The sequence below is a fragment of the Flavobacterium laiguense genome (assembly GCF_003097655.1).
Taxonomy (GTDB): domain Bacteria; phylum Bacteroidota; class Bacteroidia; order Flavobacteriales; family Flavobacteriaceae; genus Flavobacterium; species Flavobacterium laiguense.
Window position 1 is genome coordinate 101,010 of record NZ_QCZH01000002.1, and the last position, 18,936, is coordinate 119,945.

The following is an 18,936-nucleotide window of genomic DNA, read 5'->3' on the forward strand; positions in this document are numbered from 1 at the left end:
TAGTTAATTTCTAATAAATATATATTATCGTCTTCCGCCGCCACCGCCGGACATTCTTCCGCCGCCGCCAGACATTCCTCCCCCAGAAGATCTATATCCACCACCACTTGACATACTGCTACTGTTACTTCTGTTGGAGTTGTTGCTTGGTGTGTAACTGTTTGATGAACGTTGGTAATTTTGACTGGAGTTTGCTCTATTGTATTGATTGTAATTGTTTCTGGATTGCCCTTGTGAATAGTTTCTGGTTGTGCTACTATTTCTATTGGTGAAAGTGGGGGATGTTCTGTTGTAATTGGTAGCGCTATTTCTGTTGTAAGTACTGTTTCGAGTGTAGGTACTATTTCTGCTATAGGTACTGTTTCTAGAGCTGTAGTTTCTATCGTAATTATTGTAGGTGCCAGCATAAGAGGAGCCTCTTCGGCTATAATTGTAATTATATGCGTACGGGCTGGCTATGCCGCAACCATATCCGTAACCATAACCAGGATAACCCCAGCCATATCCATAATAGGGATATCCGTAGCCATAATAAGGATATCCGTAGCCGTAATATGGATAGCCCCAGCCGTATCCGTAACCATAATAAGGATATCCAAACCCAAAACCAATAGACCAGTAAGAGTCAGGATAAACATTAACTACTGTTTGTTGTGATCCGGCTCCCCAACCGGCATAGCCTGCAGTTGGAGACTGTATGCTGTCATTTGCGATATTGTCATTGTAGTTGTTGATATCTGTAAAAATTTCGCCAGTTGATTGGCCTGTGTTTTGCAAAGAGCTGAAGTATTCTTTGTATTGAACAGAGGCTGAATTAGTTTGGGTTCCCTTTGTAACAATTTTGTCTCCATTTGTGCCATAAATACCATCGTTCTCATAATAAGAACTGTTTTGGTAAGAACCACAAGAAGTTACCAGTAAACTCAAAAATCCGACTAAAAAATAAAGCGATGTTTTCCGGGTAGTATTTATGTTAGTTTTCATTTCGGTAGATTATTTTATTGTTGGACAATACAAATTTAGTTAGTTTTGCGTAATTATTTAGTTAAATTATATATAAACAAATATTATGCCAAACGATTCAATATGAGCAAGAACCTTACAACAAGAGCAGAAGATTATTCAAAATGGTACAATGAGTTGGTTGTTAAAGCCGATTTAGCCGAGAATTCAGGGGTTAGAGGCTGTATGGTAATAAAACCTTATGGGTATGCTATATGGGAGAAAATGCAAGCAGAACTCGATAGGATGTTTAAAGAAACGGGACATCAAAATGCCTATTTCCCTTTATTCGTTCCAAAAAGCATGTTTGAAGCAGAGGAAAAAAATGCGGAAGGATTTGCAAAAGAATGCGCCATTGTGACTCATTATAGATTAAAAAATGATCCAGATAAACCAGGTAAGTTAATGGTTGATCCAAATGCAAAGTTAGAAGAAGAGCTTATTGTTCGTCCTACTAGTGAAGCGATTATTTGGTCTACTTATAAAGGATGGGTGCAATCATATAGAGATTTACCTTTATTAATTAATCAATGGGCTAATGTAGTGCGTTGGGAAATGAGAACCCGATTGTTTTTGAGAACCGCTGAGTTTTTATGGCAAGAAGGACATACTGCACACGCAACAAAAGCGGAAGCTGTAGAAGAATCGGAAAAAATGATGCATGTATATGCTGATTTTGCTGAGAATTTTATGGCGATTCCAGTTATAAAAGGATTAAAAACCGAAACGGAACGATTTGCAGGTGCCGAAGAAACCTATTGTATCGAAGCCTTAATGCAAGATGGGAAAGCATTGCAAGCGGGAACTTCACACTTTTTGGGGCAAAATTTCGCAAAAGCTTTTGATGTTAAGTTTGCCAATGCTGAAGGGAAACAAGAATATGTTTGGGGAACTTCTTGGGGAGTTTCGACCCGATTGATGGGAGCATTAGTAATGACGCATTCAGATGATCAAGGATTAGTGTTGCCTCCTAATTTGGCGCCTATACAAGTCGTGATTGTTCCTATTTATAAAACAGACGAGCAATTAGAAGCGATTTCTGCTGAAGTAGCTGTTTTGGTTGCGGCTTTTAAGAAATTAAATATATCTGTGAAATTTGACAACAGAACGACTCAGAAACCAGGATTCAAATTTGCCGAATGGGAATTGAAAGGAGTGCCGGTTCGAATTGCGGTGGGGCCAAAAGATTTAGAAAACGGAACTTTTGAAGTGGCTAGAAGAGATACTTTGACCAAAGAAGTAGTTTCGAAAGATGGAATTACAACCTATATCGGCGATTTATTAGAGCAAATTCAAAAAGATTTGTTTGAAAAAGCATTGAATTATAGAAATACGCACATTACTGAAGTGAATAGTTTTGATGAGTTTAAAGCCGTTTTGGATAGTGAAGGAGGCTTTGTTTCAGCACATTGGGATGGTACTGCGGAGACTGAAGAGAAGATTAAGGAATTGACCAAAGCGACGATAAGATGTATTCCTTTGGATAGAGTAGAACAGGCGGGAAGCTGTGTGTTTACTGGGAATCCTTCTGTAGGAAGAGTGTTTTTTGCGAAAGCGTATTAAAAAAAACAAATTTTTTAGCATCTACTATTGTGCGTTTCAAAAATAGTTGTATTTTTGCATCCGCATTAGAGAAGCAGGCCCGTTCGTCTATCGGTTAGGACGCATGGTTTTCATCCATGTAAGAGCGGTTCGATTCCGCTACGGGCTACTATTTTTTTGCAGATTAAAGTCATCCTGAACTAAGAGGGAAAATGGCCCGTTCGTCTATCGGTTAGGACGCATGGTTTTCATCCATGTAAGAGCGGTTCGATTCCGCTACGGGCTACAGGTTTTTTGAAGGTTAAAGTTATCCCGAACTAAGAGGGAAAATGGCCCGTTCGTCTATCGGTTAGGACGCATGGTTTTCATCCATGTAAGAGCGGTTCGATTCCGCTACGGGCTACAATTCAGTTATAGAAGATTGAAAATAACTTAGGAGGATAAGGTCCGTTCGTCTAGGGGTTAGGACGCCAAGATTTCGTCTTGGTAACAGAGGTTCGATTCCTTTACGGACTACAAAAAAAAATAGTAAAAGATAAAAAAGCAATAAAATGGCAAATCATAAATCAGCTCTAAAAAGAATTAGAAGCAACGAAAAGAGAAGAGTATTAAACAGATACCAACACAAAACTACTCGTAATGCAATCAAAGCATTAAGAATTGCTACTGATAAAGTGGATGCTACTTCTAAATTATCAAATGTAATTTCTATGATTGATAAATTAGCTAAGAAAAACATCATTCATGATAATAAAGCTTCAAACTTGAAGTCTAAATTAACTAAGCATGTTGCAAAATTGTAAGTAATACAATTTATATAAAACAAAAAAAGCCCCTTTGTAGGGGCTTTTTTTTGTTTTATATTTTGATGTTTTTTTTAAATCTTTGTTTTTAAATAATCGAGTATTGAGGTGGTAATGGGTTTGGGTAAAAAATCAATAACTATGGGGTAGGTTTTGGATTTGCTAATGTCTTCAGGATCTATGGTTGAAGATAGAATAACAACTTTGATATCGTTAAAGTTGAGGTATTCAGGCGTGTTAAAGCAATCTAAAAACTCCCAGCCTCCCATTACGGGCATGTTTAAATCAAGGAATATTAATTGAGGCAGGTTTGTGGTTGTGTCTTTAGTGAGGGTGTTTTTTAATGATTTAAAGAACTCTAATGCTTCTTCTCCATTTTGAGCTGTTATTGTTTCTTTTGAAAAGGCGGCTTTGTCAATGACCTTTTTTAATAACATTAAAGTTATAGGGTCGTCATCAACACACATGATTAGGTCTAACATTTTTTTAGGCTTTAAATGTTAATGTAAAAGTAGTTCCTTTGTTTACTTCGCTTTCGATACTAATTGTACCTCCCATGGATTCTATTTGAGATTTTACTAAATAGAGTCCTAGTCCTTTGCTGTCTGGGTGATTGTGAAATCGTTGGTATAGTCCGAATATTTTATCTTTGTGTCGTTCTAGATTTATTCCGATTCCGTTGTCTTTAACTGTAATGACAATGGTGTTATTGATTTTGGCACCAGTGATTTCTATAATAAGTTTTCGGTCTTCGGATCTGTATTTGATGGCGTTAGTTAATAAGTTTAAAATAATGCTTTCAAAATAAGCTTTGTGCGTGTATATTGTGGTGATATCTCCGAAATTAATATTTAATTCTGGTTTGTGTGATTCTATTTGGAAACGAAGTTGATTAAAGATGTTCTGAAAAACATTTTTAATTAAGGCTTCTTCATTTTGTATAGCCGAATTGTCTCTTATGGTGATCACCTTTGCGAGGTCGTTTATGGTTTCATTTAATAAATGAGTAGATTTATTGAAGCCTGTTATGATTTCTTTTAATTCTTCGTCTTCAATAGAAATGTCTTTGATTAGGTTTAATAACCCAGTCAGATTGGATAGTGGTGCTCTCAGGTTGTGAGAGGTGATGTATGAAAATTGTTTTAAGTCTTTATTGTTTTTTGTTAATTCTTGGATGAGTTGTTCTTTTTCTTTTTCTAATTCTTTTTCTTCTGTGACATCTCTTTGAATGGAAATCCAATGCGAAAGTTCATGTTCTAAGTTGTATACTGGAATAAAAGAAAGTTGAACGCGGTACTCTGATTGGTCTTTTTTGTAGCAAATGATTTCTAAAAGACATTCTTCTTTATTGGTTATGGCGTTGGTTAGTTTCTCTATTTGCTGTATGTCTGAATTTTTTCCCATGAATAAATTAGGTGATTTCCCGATGATTTCATTTGTTTTGTAACCGGACATGTTGATATAGGCGGGGTTTGCAAATACTATTTTTGGAATCTGACCGTCATTAGACTCGGCTTCAGTAATAATGATGGAGTCTTTGGCTTGGGTAAAAACGGTTTCTAATAATTTGAGTCGATTTTCTTCTTCTTTTTGTTTGGTTATGTCTTGTATGGCTCCAATCATTCGAACGGCTTTTCCGTTTTTGTCTTTTAGGAGGAATCCCCTGTCTAAGACGTGTTTATAGGTGTTGTCAGCGCATTTAAAGCGGTATTGATCTTGCCATTTTTCGGTCTTTTGCTCTAAAAAGGAGTAGAGTTTGATGGACATTTTGATGCTGTCTTCCGGGTGGATATTGTTAAACCACCATTTCGAATTATTTTCAATTTGGTCTTGGTTGTAGCCGTAGATTCCTTTTATTCCTTTGTTCCAGGTAAGGTTGTCTTCTGGGATTTTCCAGTCCCAAATGGTGTCGCTGGTTGCTTTTGCTACAATGTCGTATTTCTCGTTGGATTCTTTGATCTTATCGTTGGTCTGTTTTAGGTTTTCGTAGAATTTGGTGTTTTTCTCATCGTTCTTGTGTAAAATGTATCTAAAGAATAAACCTGTGATGGTAATGAAGATAAGGTCTTTTATGAAGCTGTATAGGTGACAATCAAATGTAGAGGTATAAGTTTTCAATAATTTAAAGCTAATTATAGCGATAAATAATGAAGCAAGTATATAAAAAGCGGTAATTTGATTGGTTTTGTTTTTCATTACTCAAATGTAAATAAATATTGTCAAAGATTAAAATTTGGATAATAATATAATTATAAGTTTAGTTTAATAGGGTTCTTTAACTGTTTGTACGTTAATAAAATAGCAAACTATTGCATAAAGGTTTTTTATATCAAAATAAAGTGTACCTTTGCACCCATTAAAAATCACAGATGGAAGCTATTAGAAACATTGCAATTATTGCCCACGTCGATCACGGTAAAACAACTTTGGTTGATAAAATTATGTATCACTGTCAATTATTTCGTGACAACGAAAATACAGGTGACTTAATTCTTGATAACAACGACTTAGAACGTGAAAGAGGTATTACTATTACTTCAAAGAATGTTTCGGTTCAGTATAAAGGTACAAAAATCAATATCATCGATACTCCTGGTCACGCCGATTTTGGTGGTGAGGTAGAGCGTGTATTGAATATGGCTGATGGAGTTTGTCTTTTGGTAGATGCTTTTGAAGGGCCAATGCCACAAACGCGTTTTGTATTGCAAAAAGCAATTGACTTAGGATTAAAACCGTGCGTTGTAATCAATAAAGTTGATAAAGAAAACTGTACTCCTGAAGAAGTGCATGAAAAAGTTTTTGACTTAATGTTTGAATTAGGTGCTACCGAAGAGCAATTGGATTTTCCAGCTGTTTACGGTTCAGCTAAAAACAACTGGATGTCTGATCATTGGGAAAACGTAACTGATAATGTGGAAGCATTATTGGATATGGTTCTTACTCATGTACCAGCTCCTAAAGTTTCGGAAGGAACTCCTCAAATGTTGATTACCTCTTTAGATTTCTCAGCTTTTACAGGTCGTATCGCTATCGGTCGTCTTGAAAGAGGTGTTTTGAAAGAAGGTATGGCAATCTCTCTTGCAAAAAGAGACGGTACTGTCTTGAAATCACGTATCAAAGAACTTCATACTTTTGAAGGTCTTGGGCGTAAAAAAGTACAAGAAGTAATTGCTGGAGACATCTGTGCTGTTATTGGTATTGAAGGATTTGAAATTGGAGATACTATCTGTGATATTGATAATCCAGAGGCGTTGAAAACAATTGATATTGACGAGCCTACTATGAGTATGTTGTTTACAATTAATGATTCTCCTTTCTTCGGAAAAGATGGTAAATTTGTAACTTCTCGTCATATTAGAGAACGTTTGACAAAAGAATTAGAGAAAAACTTAGCAATGAAATTGGGTGAAACTGATTCTGCTGATAAGTTTATGGTTTTTGGTCGTGGTGTATTGCACTTGTCTGTTCTTATTGAAACAATGAGAAGAGAAGGGTATGAGTTACAAATCGGTCAACCACAGGTTATCATCAAAGAAATTGATGGTAAAAAATGTGAGCCTATTGAGGAATTGACAATTGACTTACCAGAAACTCTTTCTGGAAGAGCGGTAGAGTTTGTTACTTTACGTAAAGGTGAAATGCTTTCTATGGAAACTAAAGGGGAGCGTATGATTGTGAAATTCAATATTCCATCACGTGGAATTATTGGTTTACGTAATCAATTGCTTACTGCTACTGCTGGTGAGGCTATTATGGCACACCGTTTTATAGGATATGAGCCTTACAAAGGAGAAATTTCTGGACGTAACAAAGGTTCGTTGATTTCTATGGAAAAAGGAAAAGCAATTCCTTATTCTATCGATAAATTACAAGATCGTGGTAAGTTTTTTGTTGAACCAAATGCTGAAATCTACGAAGGTCAAGTAATTGGAGAAAACTCTCGTGGTGATGATATGTGTGTGAACGTAACTAAAGAGAAAAAACAATCTAACGTTCGTTCATCTGGAAATGATGAAAAAGCTAGAATTATTCCACCAATCATTTTCTCTCTTGAAGAAGCTTTAGAATACATTCAAAAAGATGAGTATGTTGAGGTAACTCCAAAAAACATCCGTTTGAGAAAAATCTATTTGACAGAAACTGATAGAAAAAGATTTAAATTCTAAAAGATTTAAATTTAAATATTTAAAAACCCAAATTCCTAAGTACTGGAATTTGGGTTTTTTTTTGTTTTATTTTGAAACTAATTATGTGTGGTATAGAAAATATTCTTGATCTACGTGAGCGTGAGGGATAGAAGTAAGCTACCGTAGTAGCACGGATAGCCCGACCGCATAAATACAAAGGGCCGACTCACCAGTTCGATGAGTAGGCCCTTTGTATTTATGGGGTCACGCCCTAATGATTATTTTACCTTTTTAATAAAAAATGCCCTTTGGCTTCTCGCCCGTCTTCTAGTTTTATGGAGTACCAATAATCGTCTGCGGGCATTGGGTTTCCGGTATAGGTACCATCCCAGCCATTGCTTGAGGGAAGTACTTGTTTGACTACTTTTCCATATCGATCGTAAATGAAGATTCGGGCTCCCTTATTGAACGTTTCATTTACTTCCTTAATGTTCCAGGAATCATTGTAACCATCATTGTTTGGAGTGAAAAATTTAGGAATTCCAAGTACGGCAATTGGTTTTGTTATGGTGCCACAGCCATTTTTATCATTGATGTAAACATCATGAATTCCTGAAGAGACGTTGTCAAAGAAATTAGATTGTTGAAAAGGACCAAGGGGCTCATCTAAACTATATTCATAATCACCTGTTCCCGTAATGTTTATGGTGACTGTATTTACATTGGTTAAATCAATAATATCAATATTTTGAATATGTGCAATATCCGAAGCGGTAACTGTTATAGTTCTCGTTTTACCACAACCAGAATGTGTACTTACGATCACTGTGTAAGTTCCTTCTGTGTTCACATCCAATGTTGGTGCAGTCTTACCAGATAGAATAATTCCATCCTTTGTCCAAACATAGGTGTAATTGCTTGTTGGGGAACCATCTTGAATTCCTGAATCGAGCTGTACAAAAAAGGAAGGAAGATTCGAGCAAACCATTGCACTTGATGCGGTTTCAATATTGGGTAATTTTTGGACTTCTAATTTAATATTGCTAATACCAAAGCAATCATTTCCATCTTCAACACGAGCATAAATAATTTGATTGTATACAGTTTCATTGAAAAAAGAAAGTGGGTTTACGATTGCATTTTGTTCTAGTAAAGCATCGTTTATATTCAAATAATAGATAATTTTTTGGGTGCTTGTAGTTGGAATATTTGAATCTTTTAAGTTAAAGGTATGTTTACCATCTTCTGTTCCATCGTCATCGCAAGTGGGATTTATAAAGTATGTTTTTTCTGGAATCACATTGACTTTTAATTGTAAAGAGCTAAAACTATAACAGCCTGTTGTATTATTTGTCACTCTAACTATAATAGTTTGTGGATTGATTGAATTATTAAAAGTCGTGGTTAAGTTGTTTGTATTATTTACAGCATCAGCATTATTTACAAAAAAAGAAGTAGAGAGATTCGAATCATTGTTGGTTATTATTGAATTCGCCTCACTTAAATTGAAGAGGCTAATGCCATCAGGATTTAAACCAGTGTCACATTGAACAAGAATTGCAGTAGTTTTTTGCGGAAGCGGATTTACAATTAAGTCAATTTTAGTTGTAGATACACATAAATTGGAACTATATGCTTTTATGTAGATGGATTGTTGATGGGGTATTGTGTTATGGAAGAATTGGGATAATGCATTAGAATTTGTGTTAGCATCATTTTGAGTTAAGTAATATTTAATAGTAAAGGAAGTTGTGTTTTGATTGGCAAACACATCAGAAGTAACTTTGTTTAAATCAAAAATTGCCTTTCCATTTGCATCATTCCCGTCGGTTGCATCGTCACAAATAGAAGATTTCGTTATGGGGAAACTCATGTTAGCATTTGTACGAATAAAAAACTCAGAGGTGTTAAAACACCCCGTTATTGTATTTGTTATTCTTGCAAAAAGGGGTTGCGGATTTATCGAATTAACGAAAGAGGTCAGATTTTGAATAGCATTTGTACTTGTTAAGGCATCATTTTGTTGGGTATGATAAGTTACAGTAACGTCTGTTTGTGTCCCAATAATAATAGGTGTATTTTTTGTTAAATCGAATGCTGTTGAAAAGTCATCTGTCCCGTCAAGATCACATTGGGTAATATCCATACTAATTCCTGTTGGCACATCAAAAGTGGGTGGAGTATTGAAAGTTGCCGTTCCAGTCCATTGTAATGAAAAATTACTCGATCCTATAGGTCTGTCTATCACTAGAAAATAGGAGTCACCTGCAGCAACGGTTAGCCATTTTATAAAACTATTTCCAGCACCACCAGGGCCTTCCGAAGTGTCGGTCTCATTCTCATTCATCCCAGTGTAATTATTATTTTGATTAATTGCTAGAGGATTTGTCGTAGAACATCTTATGGCTTGCCCGAGCGTATTACAGCTTGCGTTTGGTCCAAAAACAAAAAAATCATAATCTTCATTGATGTCATTGCTTCCCGGGACTAGTAAAAAACCTAGAGTACCGCCGGTATTAATAGATAATTTCAACCAAAGACTATTGTTTTCTTGGCTTTTGCATGTGTTTAACCCTGTTAGTTCTTGAGTGGTGCCTATACCTGTTACGGTTAGCCCTTCAAAACCTGTGTTTCCACAAACAATAATGGCGTCACTACAATCACTTTGTGCAAAAGAAGTTATTGATAAAAATATAAAGAAAAGGAGAGCTATTTTTTTCATTTGCTAAAAATAACAAAAAAAGTATTATCTTTTTAATGAAAAATGTCCTTTAATGATTTTTCCGTCTTCAAATGTGATTATAAACCAATAATCATCTGCGGGTAACTCTCTACCGTTATAAGTACCGTTCCAGCCAATGCTATTGGAACCCAATTGTTTTAATAATTTTCCATAACGATCTAATATGGCGATTGTAGATTTTGGCAGAAGATCTAGATTTTTTATTTTCCAAGTGTCATTATACCCGTCATTATTTGGGGTAAAAAAACGAGGATAATCTAGCACATAGACTTTGTAAGACATTGAAATTCCACAACCGTTTTTGTCTCGAATGGTTGCGTTATAAGTACCCGCATTTAGACCAGTAAACAAAGGATTGTCTTGATAAAAATTGTTGTCTAATGAAAATTCATAATCACCATTACCAGAATAAGAAATTAAAACCGAGTTGTCGGTTCCGGAAAAATCAGTAACCGTTGCGTTTGTAATCACCCCGATTCCAGAAGGCTTGACAATGAATTTTTTTGTTTTTGTACAACCGTTAGTATTCGTTACTGTTACAGTGTAATCTCCAGGAGCACTAATGTTTGCCGTATTTGTCGTGCTTCCGGTACTCCATGAATAACTTGAATAACCAGAGTCAATAGTTAAATTTAAATTGGATCCATCGCATAAAGGGAAGGTATCGTCTTGAAAATTAGGAGGGTTGAAAGTGTTTACCACAAGTGTTTCTGGAGTGATTCTAAAACAATCGGGACCATTTACAATTCGGGCATAAATTATTTGTTGATTGGGAATCGTATTGGTAAACAGATTGGGTAATTGGTTCTTTTGGACAATGGCATCCGTTTGGTTCAGATAATACTCAACGGTCAATCCGTTAGTCAATCCATTAATTACTTGAGGCGTTATTTGGGTATTCAAATTAAATTGGGTCAAACCATCTTGTATCGCATCAAGATCGCAAGTCTCAATTGGATTTTGGATCGCGATAGAATTGTTAGAAATAATCAAATTCAACGTAGCATAATCAGCGCAACCAAAAGCATTGGTCACTCGGGCATGTAAAACCTGATTGGGCGTTCTATTATTGTAAGTGCTAGGATTTAAAATGGGGTTGATTTCTCCTTGAGCTTCTGCTAAAGAATTAAAATATACCACTTTGACTAGTTTTGGGTCGTTATTTTTTAGGATAGGATCTGCCTTAGTTAAATCAAAAATAGAAATCCCGTCTCCATCATCATCACATTGAGCAAGAATGGTGTTGCTTAAAACGATTTGAGGAGCATACTCTATTTTTATCTCATCTTCGGCGGTACATGTTGATGGAGATAAAGTGACTTTTACTTTATAGGTTCCAGCTTCGGTAACGGGATAAGATGGATTTATGGCCGATGAAATTAATGTGCCGTCTTTGTACCATTCGTATTTATAACTGGCAAGTAGTTTGGTGTCAATAGTAAAGTTTTCACCAAAACATAAAGGATTACTGGTAGTGGATGAACGATCAGTACCTAAATCTATTTTGGCGGTAAAACTTCCTGCTTCTAAGAAAACGGCTGAGTCATAATATTCTTCTTTATCATCCGCAATTACTAGTTTTATATGGTAGGTCTTTCCGGCAATTACATCCGTTTGGGCATTTAATTTAATGGTTTGTCCACTATAATTAATGGGGCTAGCAGCGGTGTTGAATCCATTAAAATAAGATTCGTTTATGGCAGGGCAACCGGGATGACTGATTCCATTTGCATCTACAACGGTGTTTGTAATTAGGTGTACATTTTCAGATGAAACCGGGGTAGTGGTTCCGGGAAGAACGGCAATGTTCTTATAGGTTGAACCACTTACATTTTCTTTAATCAAAAAAGCAAAACCATCCGAAAAGGCGCAAGGGAAATAAGATTGATATTCATTCGATGCAAAAACATAATTGAAACTGATGTAATTGGTCAAGGGAACAAAATCAAACTCCAATACAGTTGCATTTACACTATTAATGCCTAAAGTCTGATCAAGATCAGCATCTCCAAGCCAAGTGTCCCCTCCACCTCCGCGATTACTTACATATGGACCTATTGCATTTTTACTAGCCGATGTGCTTAAAACTACCCCTTCAGAAAATGGGAAATTACTACCACCAGAATTAAAATACGCAAAGCTATTTTCTATAGGGACAGCGTTATTTCCACTGCCATTAATATTCAGCACATTGGCACAAGTACTGTTTACCAAAACATCCTTAATCAGTTCTTGAGCTGTTTTGGTGGCATCTACAGTGATATACTGAGCCGTTGCAACGGTTGAGTAGCAGTAGAGTAGTAGAATTAAAATATTTTTCAAACCATTCATAGCGTACAAAGATACTACAAATCTCTGTTTTTTAATATTCTATAGGATAGGAATAGAAAGATAACAGTCCAACATAAAACAATTAGTACAGCCGAAAAAGGGACGCTATAATCTTTTAAATTTTCCACGCCCATTTGAGTGCCAATTGATTTAATAACTGATAATCTTGTGAAGGGTTCCAGTATTAAATTAGACATTGCTTCCAAAGGGAAAAACTGCGTGATGTAACTCGCAATTTTGCCTTCGGGGAAAATACGAAAGTTCAAAATTCCTTTTGTTATGGCTTCTATAATAGTCCAAACCAATAAAAAACCCAATGCAAAAGCAGATCGTTTTACCAATATTCCTAAGAACAAACAAAAAGAGAAAAATCCAACCAGTTTTACAAAAAAGGCCAAAATATATTCCAAATCAGTAAAAACAATACTCAGTTCGGTATACGATGAAAAGCTATAGCCCAAAATTAAGGTCATTATAAAGACAAAAACTGTAGAGCATAGTGAAAATAACACTATAGTTACGAATTTTGAGAGAATGAATTCTTTCTTGCTCAATCCGTCTATAAGGTTTTGTTTTAAAGTCCCGTAACTGTATTCATTTGCCATCATGGAGACGATAACGATTGCTAAAAAGAGTTTTAATATGGCAGCAATATACGTGTTGAAGTGCCAGATGTAAGGGAAGTTAAAAATCCCCATTTCGGCAACTTGAAAATGAATGGTGCCAATGTCGAATTTAATAGAGGCTATCAAAGCAATAAAAGAAAGTAATATAAAATAGGTTAATGTCAGTACGCGACTGGCTTTGTTTAACCATATTTTTTGTAATTCTATAGAGAGTAATCGTTTCATGTTTTTTCGGTTGTGAGTTATGGGTTTTGTGTTGTCAGTTATATGTCATGTGTTTTAGTTATCGGTTATTCGAAAACTGAAAACTAAAAACTGAAAACTATTTTTTCGTTAATTCCAAGAATTGTTCTTCCAAGCTATTTTTGCGTTTTACCAAATGGCTCAGGCAAATGTTATTCGAAAACAAAAACTGATTCAAATCCTTTGACTCTAATTTTGTTTTTAAATACACCAAAACCTTTCCGTCTGTGATTTTTGTTTTTTCAATGGCGGGATGCGTATTCAAAACATGGATTAATGATTCAGTGTCATCAGCCTTTAACTCAAAGTGTCCTTCATTGGCAGAAATGCCATCTACCAATCCAGAGTATAGAATTTGGCCTTTTCTTAAAACCAAAACATGCGAACATACTTTTTCTACTTCGTCCAGTAAATGAGATGCCAATAATATGGTGGTTCCTTTTGCGGCTATTTGTTTTATGATATCCCGTATTTGATGAATTCCTTGAGGATCTAATCCATTGGTAGGTTCATCAAGTATTAAAATCTCTGGATCATTCAATAGGGCAGAGGCAATAGCTAGACGTTGTTTCATCCCTAAAGAAAAAGTGCTGAATTTGCTGTTTTTTCGATCATTCAAACCAACGAGTTCTAACTTTTCTGTTATTTTAGAATAATCGATGTTTTTTATTTTACAGACTAACTTCAGGTTTTCCTCAGCGGTCATATACGGGTAAAAGTTAGGCCTTTCGATAATGGCTCCTACTTTTTTTAAGGCTTCATGTGTTTGCAGTTTGCCGCCAAACCAACTGTATTCCCCAGAAGTTTTGTTGACCACATTAAGAACAATACCTAAAGTGGTTGATTTCCCGCTTCCGTTAGGACCTAGAATTCCGTAAACATTCCCTTTTTTTATTTCTAATGAAACATTTTTTAAGGCTTGTAAGCTACCATAACGTTTGTTGAGGTTATGTATTGAAAGTATTGTTTCCAAATTAGTCTGTTTTAATTTTCTTCCGAAAAAGTATTTAAATTTTGGTTGTCAGGAACCGCTTTTCATTTTATAGGAAGAAAATTTCTTCATGGCGGTTTCTATAGGACGAACAAGACATGGTTTTGTTACTGTAAAAAAGTATTTTAGCGTAAATTTGCATCAAATACACATAAAATCCAATGAGTGAGCCATTAATGCTTTTTAAAAAACCTACTTATCCCATAAATTCAGATCTATTGGATTATTTAGGACGTTATGACCGTATTTCTAGGGTGCCCATTGTTTATGATGATCTATTGCGTTTTTCGGGATCCATAAGTGTATTTGACAAAAACGATCGAGACACACTTTGGATTCGGGTGTATTATAATGAGTACGAAAGAATCGAAATTGATTTAACGCTAAAAAAGATATATTCACTTTTGCATTCCGATGGTAATGTTGGAATTATTAAGTACTTGAATGTTGACTCTATAGATTTTTGCACTTTTGGAAACTCTCAGCCCTTTCGAATAAAAGTTAGAAACATTCTCAATGACAACTACACTCATTTTTATGTTAAAAAAGCAGATGCTTCTCGTGTTTATGGATTAGAATTGGAGCATATTTTATCACCCGATAAGATCAATTTTTTGGTGTATCAAGACACTTTAATCGAAGAACATATTATGGGAATTGCAGGTGATGTGTTTATCAAAAGTCATTTGCCGATGTGTAATGAAACCGAAAAATCTCAAATTGCAAAAGAGTTTGTAAAGTTTAATGAGCGAAGCATGATTCGGCTATTAGGAGATATGCGTGCTTATAATTATGTTATTATTCCTATTCATGATTTTGACCAAGTGGTATTCAGAATTCGTGCAATTGACTTTGACCAGCAATGTTATGAAGGAAATTTTAAAGTGTATCGTCCTCAGTTTTTCAAAGAAAATTATCCAATGGTAAAATTGGTCAAAGAAAAATTGGAAAACAGTTCTATTGATCAATACAAGCATGAAGAACGTGCGGTATTGGCAAAAAGAATTATTTCGGCAGAAAATAGAATAAAGCGATTAATGAGAATTATGAGAAACGATACTATTTCTACAGAGGAGCACGTAGCACAATTGAAGAAAGAACTTTACAGTTATACCCATGATTTGAATTTCAAAAAAGCTAAATCGATGGGTGACATCATGAGTGCCGCTTTTGAATTTATCACTCGAAATTTCAAGAACACTAATTTATTTGGCGTTTAAATACAAACTGTTAAGCATATTAGTAAAGGACATTACTTTACGGCTTTGTGAATTTATATTTTTTGATAGAGAAATTATAACGAAAGCATTCTTCTGTTAAAATGGTCTAATAGCGTTTCATTTATTTCTTTAAGTTCAGGAGTAAGAAATGTTTTCCTGTCTGCTAAATCATTTGTTAATTCTATTTTACAGCAGGTACATTCGTATTCTTTAAAATGATTGGTTACATTTCTAACGGTTACTATTTTATGGCCAAAAACAGAGCAAACTACTTTTTTGCCGACGAATTTTGATATGAATTCTAAAAAGCTCATTGTGTGGTATTTATAGGTTTTAGCAAACATATATTAAAATAATTTATTATTCAAATAAATCCGATGAAATACATTTTTTTAGTCTGTAAATAAATAAAGTCTTACTGAAGTGTTGGTTTTAAGCTGCATTCAGAATTTTTTGTTTAAAAAAAATCCCCAACTGCCTAAAGCAATTGGGGATTGAAATATTTTTTTTTTGAGTAGTGAGTTATAGTTCAATTTGAACTGAATAATCAAAAGTGTCCTGATAATTATCGGGAACTAACTTTTCTCTTCTTTATTAAAGTAAACCAAATAATAATACATTTGTTTTTCTTCGTCCCATCCTTTTTCCACAAATTTCTCGGCACTTTCAGGATTGATGAAATCCATTTTGATTTGAATATGTGTATCTAGATTGATTACGTTTTTTATAGATTTTCGGGCATCACTTACCGCCGCATTGGCAATAGGAAATGAAGTTATATCTTCTATACTGTATTTCTCGCCTTTGTCTACTTTGTAATTTTTAAATTCTGGAATTAAATCAGGATTGTCCAAAACCTCATTCAAGAAATTGGTTTCTTCAAATTGATCGTTTTTTGCAAAATAGTTTACGGAACGATTCATAAACATTACCTCTTCTTTTTTGTCTTCGGCTGGGAAAACAACATCTTTGGCAAAATTTTGACAGAATTTCAAATATTTTTTGGTAATGAAGTTTTCATCTTCAAAAGCATCAACAGAGAGGAAATGCTCTAACCAATATCTCGCATCATAGCGATTGCTGTCTACAGATAGAATTTTGTATCCTTCTTCTTTTTTATAATTAAAAATCAAACAACCTTTGTCTAGTTTGTTTAAACTTACTCCATGTTGCAAAATCATTTCCAGTTGAGTTCCTTTTTCTTCAAATTGTAAAAAGTCTGATTGAATCTCACTTTTGAAAATACCGATTGCATCAACTACATTGTTGTCAATACTTACATTGGTCAAATAAGTTACATAAACCTCACCGTTTTTAATATGCGGATGATTGGATTGCTCAAAAAGGTGTTTAGTAATCTTTTTGGAAGCATCATGCAAAGAATTTGGATTGTCAAAAATTTCGGTTGCAAATTTATACATGTCGTTGTAGTCTAGATCTACTTCGTGTGCAAACTGAAAATAGTTTTCTTCTTTTTCTTTAAATGATTTAAAGAAAAATTCTTTCATCAAAGGCACAATCTCATCATTTAATTTAAAGGGTTCTTCCGATAAAAAAAGAGGTTCGTTGCGACTGATGTTCCCCACACGGTGAATGGATAGGGTTTCGATGTGGGTGTTATAAAGGTTTATCATATTTTTTGTTTGTTTTTTAGAAGGAAGAACCAAGATAAAAAACAGTTGAATGTTTCAAATCTTGGTTCTTAATTATTTTTCTTTGATTTTTGTTTCTAGAAATGCTTAATTCCAATGGTCTTCTTGTCCGTAGTCTTCAAAACTGTCGTCACCTTCAAACATATCTAGGTCGTCTTCGTCTAAATCGTCTTCAAATTCGCCATAAATATCATCATGCATATCGGCTTCAAAGTTTTTCTCCATCGCTTCATCCGGCATTTCTCCATGCGAAAATAGGGTTGCAGGATACATCTCACCAGCTACTTGCTCTTCAACGGCGGCCAATTCTACTAAGAAAGTCCACATGTTAAGGAAGTCATAAACATAAATGATCTTGGTGTTTTGCTCATCCAATATATCAGATAATTTATAGTCACTCATGATTTTTTGTTCTCCTTGAACATCTCCGGTGTCAAACATTGAAATCTCCTCTTCTTGATTCCAGGTTTCATCACAAGTATAGAAAGAAGCTACTTCCATTCCGTCAAAACCAAATGAATTGAAAATAGCATTGTGTAAATCTTCTAAAGTATCTTCTGCAAGTATTGCTATGTCTCTAAAAATGTCTTCTTCGGCATCTAGAATAACTCTGAATTTATAAACCATAATCTTTGTTTTTATTGAAAGAGCAAATGTAAAGTTTAATTTTAGATTTCAGATTTAGGAATGGGGATTTGTTGATAAGATTTTAGAACAATCATTGTAGATAAGTCATGTTAGGTAAATTAGCGTCTGGATTTTGTTCCAATGCTTTGTTGTGTAGCTTGTCGATTAATTTTTTGGTGTTCTCAATAGAATTTATTCTGAAAAGAAACAGTACTTCATTTTCATCATCTACATTTTGCCAAATATGCTCCAGATACATTTCTTCCGAAGCATGAAAAGCTTTGTCATTTTCTAAAACTCCTTTGATGGTTTCAAAAGGAACATTTCTGAGTGTTGCTAAAAGGTGTGGCATTTTTTTGGGATTTAAAGTTTGTGTTCTCTGGGATGATAATGAGTTTTATTTTTCAATAAAAACTAGATTTTAGGTTTTACTATCTTTTCATGAATTTTTAGTGTTTCCTGCAATGCTGCACTGCCATACCAAAGTGTCAACTCAGCTTCCAAAAGATTTCCTTTTACGGCTGGATCTGTTGCGACAAGCGTTTTTGCGTCTTCAATTGTACTAACATTAAAGATGTAAAGACCTCGGTAGTTTTTGTCGTTTTTCATGAATGGCCCCGCCACCACAAGCTTTCCTTCTTGTGCCAGTCGGGATATGTTGGCCATGTGTCCCTTAAATAGATTGTTTTTTTCTTCTTCTGTAACGGTTGTGTTGCTACCGGTTTTTAAAATACAGAACACGTATTGTTTCATTCCACGTTCATCTGCATTCAATGATTTGGCCAGTTTTTCATCATAATTTGAATTTGTTTCTTGAGAAAAAAGGAGATTGAAATTGGTTACAAGCAGGAAGATGAGGATAGCGTTTTTCATAGCGTTTTGTTTTTATATATCAAAAATACGAATTCTATTTAACTCTTTTTAATTAACCGCAAAGAGCGCAACGATTTTGTTTTGTTGTCTTCATGTTGTGCAAAGGATGCAAAGCTTAGCGTTCCTTGCGGTTTTGCCTTGCGTTCCTTGAGGTAA

The 18,936-nt window shown here is 34.8% G+C and carries 16 protein-coding genes and 4 tRNA genes; 8 read left to right on the plus strand and 12 right to left on the minus strand.

Features of this window, described 5'->3' with window-relative positions; translation table 11 throughout:
• Positions 1–24 precede the first annotated feature (24 nt).
• Complete coding sequence (locus DB891_RS03190) at positions 25–984, minus strand: hypothetical protein (protein WP_116760532.1); 960 nt, start codon at positions 982–984, stop codon at positions 25–27.
• A 102-nt stretch (positions 985–1,086) separates the two neighbouring features.
• Between DB891_RS03190 and proS the strand changes: the two genes are divergently transcribed.
• The 6 genes from proS to rpsT all read left to right on the plus strand — a co-directional run bounded on the left by proS (position 1,087) and on the right by rpsT (position 3,347).
• Positions 1,087–2,565, plus strand: a complete 1,479-nt coding sequence (gene proS / locus DB891_RS03195; RefSeq protein WP_116760534.1) for a proline--tRNA ligase — start codon at positions 1,087–1,089, stop codon at positions 2,563–2,565.
• A gap of 76 nt (positions 2,566–2,641) precedes the next feature.
• Positions 2,642–2,713 (plus strand) — tRNA-Glu (locus DB891_RS03200).
• Positions 2,714–2,758: 45 nt separating this feature from the next.
• A tRNA-Glu gene (locus tag DB891_RS03205) sits at positions 2,759–2,830 on the plus strand.
• A 45-nt stretch (positions 2,831–2,875) separates the two neighbouring features.
• Positions 2,876–2,947: transfer RNA gene (locus DB891_RS03210), tRNA-Glu, on the plus strand.
• 41 nt (positions 2,948–2,988) lie between these two features.
• A tRNA-Glu gene (locus DB891_RS03215) sits at positions 2,989–3,060 on the plus strand.
• 35 nt (positions 3,061–3,095) lie between these two features.
• Positions 3,096–3,347 (plus strand): 30S ribosomal protein S20, encoded by a 252-nt coding sequence (rpsT, locus tag DB891_RS03220; RefSeq protein WP_073207384.1) that lies wholly within the window; start codon positions 3,096–3,098, stop codon positions 3,345–3,347.
• A 74-nt stretch (positions 3,348–3,421) separates the two neighbouring features.
• Here the strand turns inward: rpsT and DB891_RS03225 are convergent, their stop codons facing one another.
• Both DB891_RS03225 and DB891_RS03230 read right to left on the minus strand, forming a co-directional pair.
• Positions 3,422–3,829, minus strand: a complete 408-nt coding sequence (locus DB891_RS03225) for a response regulator (RefSeq protein WP_116760536.1) — start codon at positions 3,827–3,829, stop codon at positions 3,422–3,424.
• A 4-nt stretch (positions 3,830–3,833) separates the two neighbouring features.
• Positions 3,834–5,543: a PAS domain-containing sensor histidine kinase gene (locus tag DB891_RS03230; protein WP_116760537.1), complete on the minus strand. Its 1,710-nt coding sequence runs from the start codon at positions 5,541–5,543 to the stop codon at positions 3,834–3,836.
• 173 nt (positions 5,544–5,716) lie between these two features.
• Here DB891_RS03230 and typA point away from each other — a divergent pair, with 173 nt between their 5' ends.
• Entirely contained in the window at positions 5,717–7,513 is a 1,797-nt protein-coding gene (gene typA, locus DB891_RS03235; protein WP_116760539.1) for a translational GTPase TypA, read from the plus strand.
• 244 nt (positions 7,514–7,757) lie between these two features.
• Here the strand turns inward: typA and DB891_RS03240 are convergent, their stop codons facing one another.
• From DB891_RS03240 to DB891_RS03255, 4 genes are all read right to left on the minus strand, one after another.
• A complete protein-coding gene (locus DB891_RS03240) occupies positions 7,758–10,196 on the minus strand; it encodes a T9SS type B sorting domain-containing protein (protein WP_116760541.1) in 2,439 nt (812 codons plus the stop codon).
• Between the two features lie 24 nt (positions 10,197–10,220).
• Positions 10,221–12,548: a T9SS type B sorting domain-containing protein gene (locus tag DB891_RS03245; protein ID WP_116760543.1), complete on the minus strand. Its 2,328-nt coding sequence runs from the start codon at positions 12,546–12,548 to the stop codon at positions 10,221–10,223.
• Positions 12,549–12,562: 14 nt separating this feature from the next.
• The gene (locus DB891_RS03250; RefSeq protein WP_116760545.1) at positions 12,563–13,399 is read right to left on the minus strand and encodes an ABC transporter permease; all 837 of its coding nucleotides are present in this window, start codon (positions 13,397–13,399) and stop codon (positions 12,563–12,565) included.
• A gap of 97 nt (positions 13,400–13,496) precedes the next feature.
• Positions 13,497–14,390 carry an ABC transporter ATP-binding protein gene (locus DB891_RS03255; RefSeq protein ID WP_116760547.1) on the minus strand — a complete coding sequence of 298 codons (894 nt, stop codon included), beginning with the start codon at positions 14,388–14,390 and terminating at the stop codon, positions 13,497–13,499.
• Positions 14,391–14,569: 179 nt separating this feature from the next.
• Between DB891_RS03255 and DB891_RS03260 the strand changes: the two genes are divergently transcribed.
• A complete protein-coding gene (locus DB891_RS03260; protein WP_116760549.1) occupies positions 14,570–15,628 on the plus strand; it encodes a hypothetical protein in 1,059 nt (352 codons plus the stop codon).
• A gap of 74 nt (positions 15,629–15,702) precedes the next feature.
• Here the strand turns inward: DB891_RS03260 and DB891_RS03265 are convergent, their stop codons facing one another.
• The 5 genes from DB891_RS03265 to DB891_RS03285 all read right to left on the minus strand — a co-directional run bounded on the left by DB891_RS03265 (position 15,703) and on the right by DB891_RS03285 (position 18,780).
• The gene (locus DB891_RS03265; protein ID WP_116760884.1) at positions 15,703–15,942 is read right to left on the minus strand and encodes a hypothetical protein; all 240 of its coding nucleotides are present in this window, start codon (positions 15,940–15,942) and stop codon (positions 15,703–15,705) included.
• 261 nt (positions 15,943–16,203) lie between these two features.
• Positions 16,204–17,262 carry a nucleoid-associated protein gene (locus DB891_RS03270; protein WP_116760886.1) on the minus strand — a complete coding sequence of 353 codons (1,059 nt, stop codon included), beginning with the start codon at positions 17,260–17,262 and terminating at the stop codon, positions 16,204–16,206.
• A gap of 105 nt (positions 17,263–17,367) precedes the next feature.
• Positions 17,368–17,907 carry an IS1096 element passenger TnpR family protein gene (locus tag DB891_RS03275; RefSeq protein ID WP_116760551.1) on the minus strand — a complete coding sequence of 180 codons (540 nt, stop codon included), beginning with the start codon at positions 17,905–17,907 and terminating at the stop codon, positions 17,368–17,370.
• Between the two features lie 91 nt (positions 17,908–17,998).
• Positions 17,999–18,259 (minus strand): hypothetical protein, encoded by a 261-nt coding sequence (locus DB891_RS03280; RefSeq protein ID WP_116760553.1) that lies wholly within the window; start codon positions 18,257–18,259, stop codon positions 17,999–18,001.
• A gap of 62 nt (positions 18,260–18,321) precedes the next feature.
• Positions 18,322–18,780, minus strand: coding sequence for a YciI family protein (locus DB891_RS03285; protein WP_116760555.1), 459 nt, complete (start codon positions 18,778–18,780; stop codon positions 18,322–18,324).
• Between the last annotated feature and the right edge of the window lie 156 nt (positions 18,781–18,936).

Coding starts and splice junctions, on each gene's coding strand:
- DB891_RS03190 (WP_116760532.1), bottom strand. CDS start 984: ATGAAAACTAACATAAATACTACCCGGAAAACATCGCTTTATTTTTTA.
- DB891_RS03280 (WP_116760553.1), bottom strand. CDS start 18,259: ATGCCACACCTTTTAGCAACACTCAGAAATGTTCCTTTTGAAACCATC.
- DB891_RS03275 (WP_116760551.1), bottom strand. CDS start 17,907: ATGGTTTATAAATTCAGAGTTATTCTAGATGCCGAAGAAGACATTTTT.
- DB891_RS03245 (WP_116760543.1), bottom strand. CDS start 12,548: ATGAATGGTTTGAAAAATATTTTAATTCTACTACTCTACTGCTACTCA.
- DB891_RS03250 (WP_116760545.1), bottom strand. CDS start 13,399: ATGAAACGATTACTCTCTATAGAATTACAAAAAATATGGTTAAACAAA.
- proS (WP_116760534.1), top strand. CDS start 1,087: ATGAGCAAGAACCTTACAACAAGAGCAGAAGATTATTCAAAATGGTAC.
- DB891_RS03260 (WP_116760549.1), top strand. CDS start 14,570: ATGAGTGAGCCATTAATGCTTTTTAAAAAACCTACTTATCCCATAAAT.
- DB891_RS03230 (WP_116760537.1), bottom strand. CDS start 5,543: ATGAAAAACAAAACCAATCAAATTACCGCTTTTTATATACTTGCTTCA.
- typA (WP_116760539.1), top strand. CDS start 5,717: ATGGAAGCTATTAGAAACATTGCAATTATTGCCCACGTCGATCACGGT.
- DB891_RS03240 (WP_116760541.1), bottom strand. CDS start 10,196: ATGAAAAAAATAGCTCTCCTTTTCTTTATATTTTTATCAATAACTTCT.
- DB891_RS03270 (WP_116760886.1), bottom strand. CDS start 17,262: ATGATAAACCTTTATAACACCCACATCGAAACCCTATCCATTCACCGT.
- DB891_RS03225 (WP_116760536.1), bottom strand. CDS start 3,829: ATGTTAGACCTAATCATGTGTGTTGATGACGACCCTATAACTTTAATG.
- rpsT (WP_073207384.1), top strand. CDS start 3,096: ATGGCAAATCATAAATCAGCTCTAAAAAGAATTAGAAGCAACGAAAAG.
- DB891_RS03265 (WP_116760884.1), bottom strand. CDS start 15,942: ATGAGCTTTTTAGAATTCATATCAAAATTCGTCGGCAAAAAAGTAGTT.
- DB891_RS03285 (WP_116760555.1), bottom strand. CDS start 18,780: ATGAAAAACGCTATCCTCATCTTCCTGCTTGTAACCAATTTCAATCTC.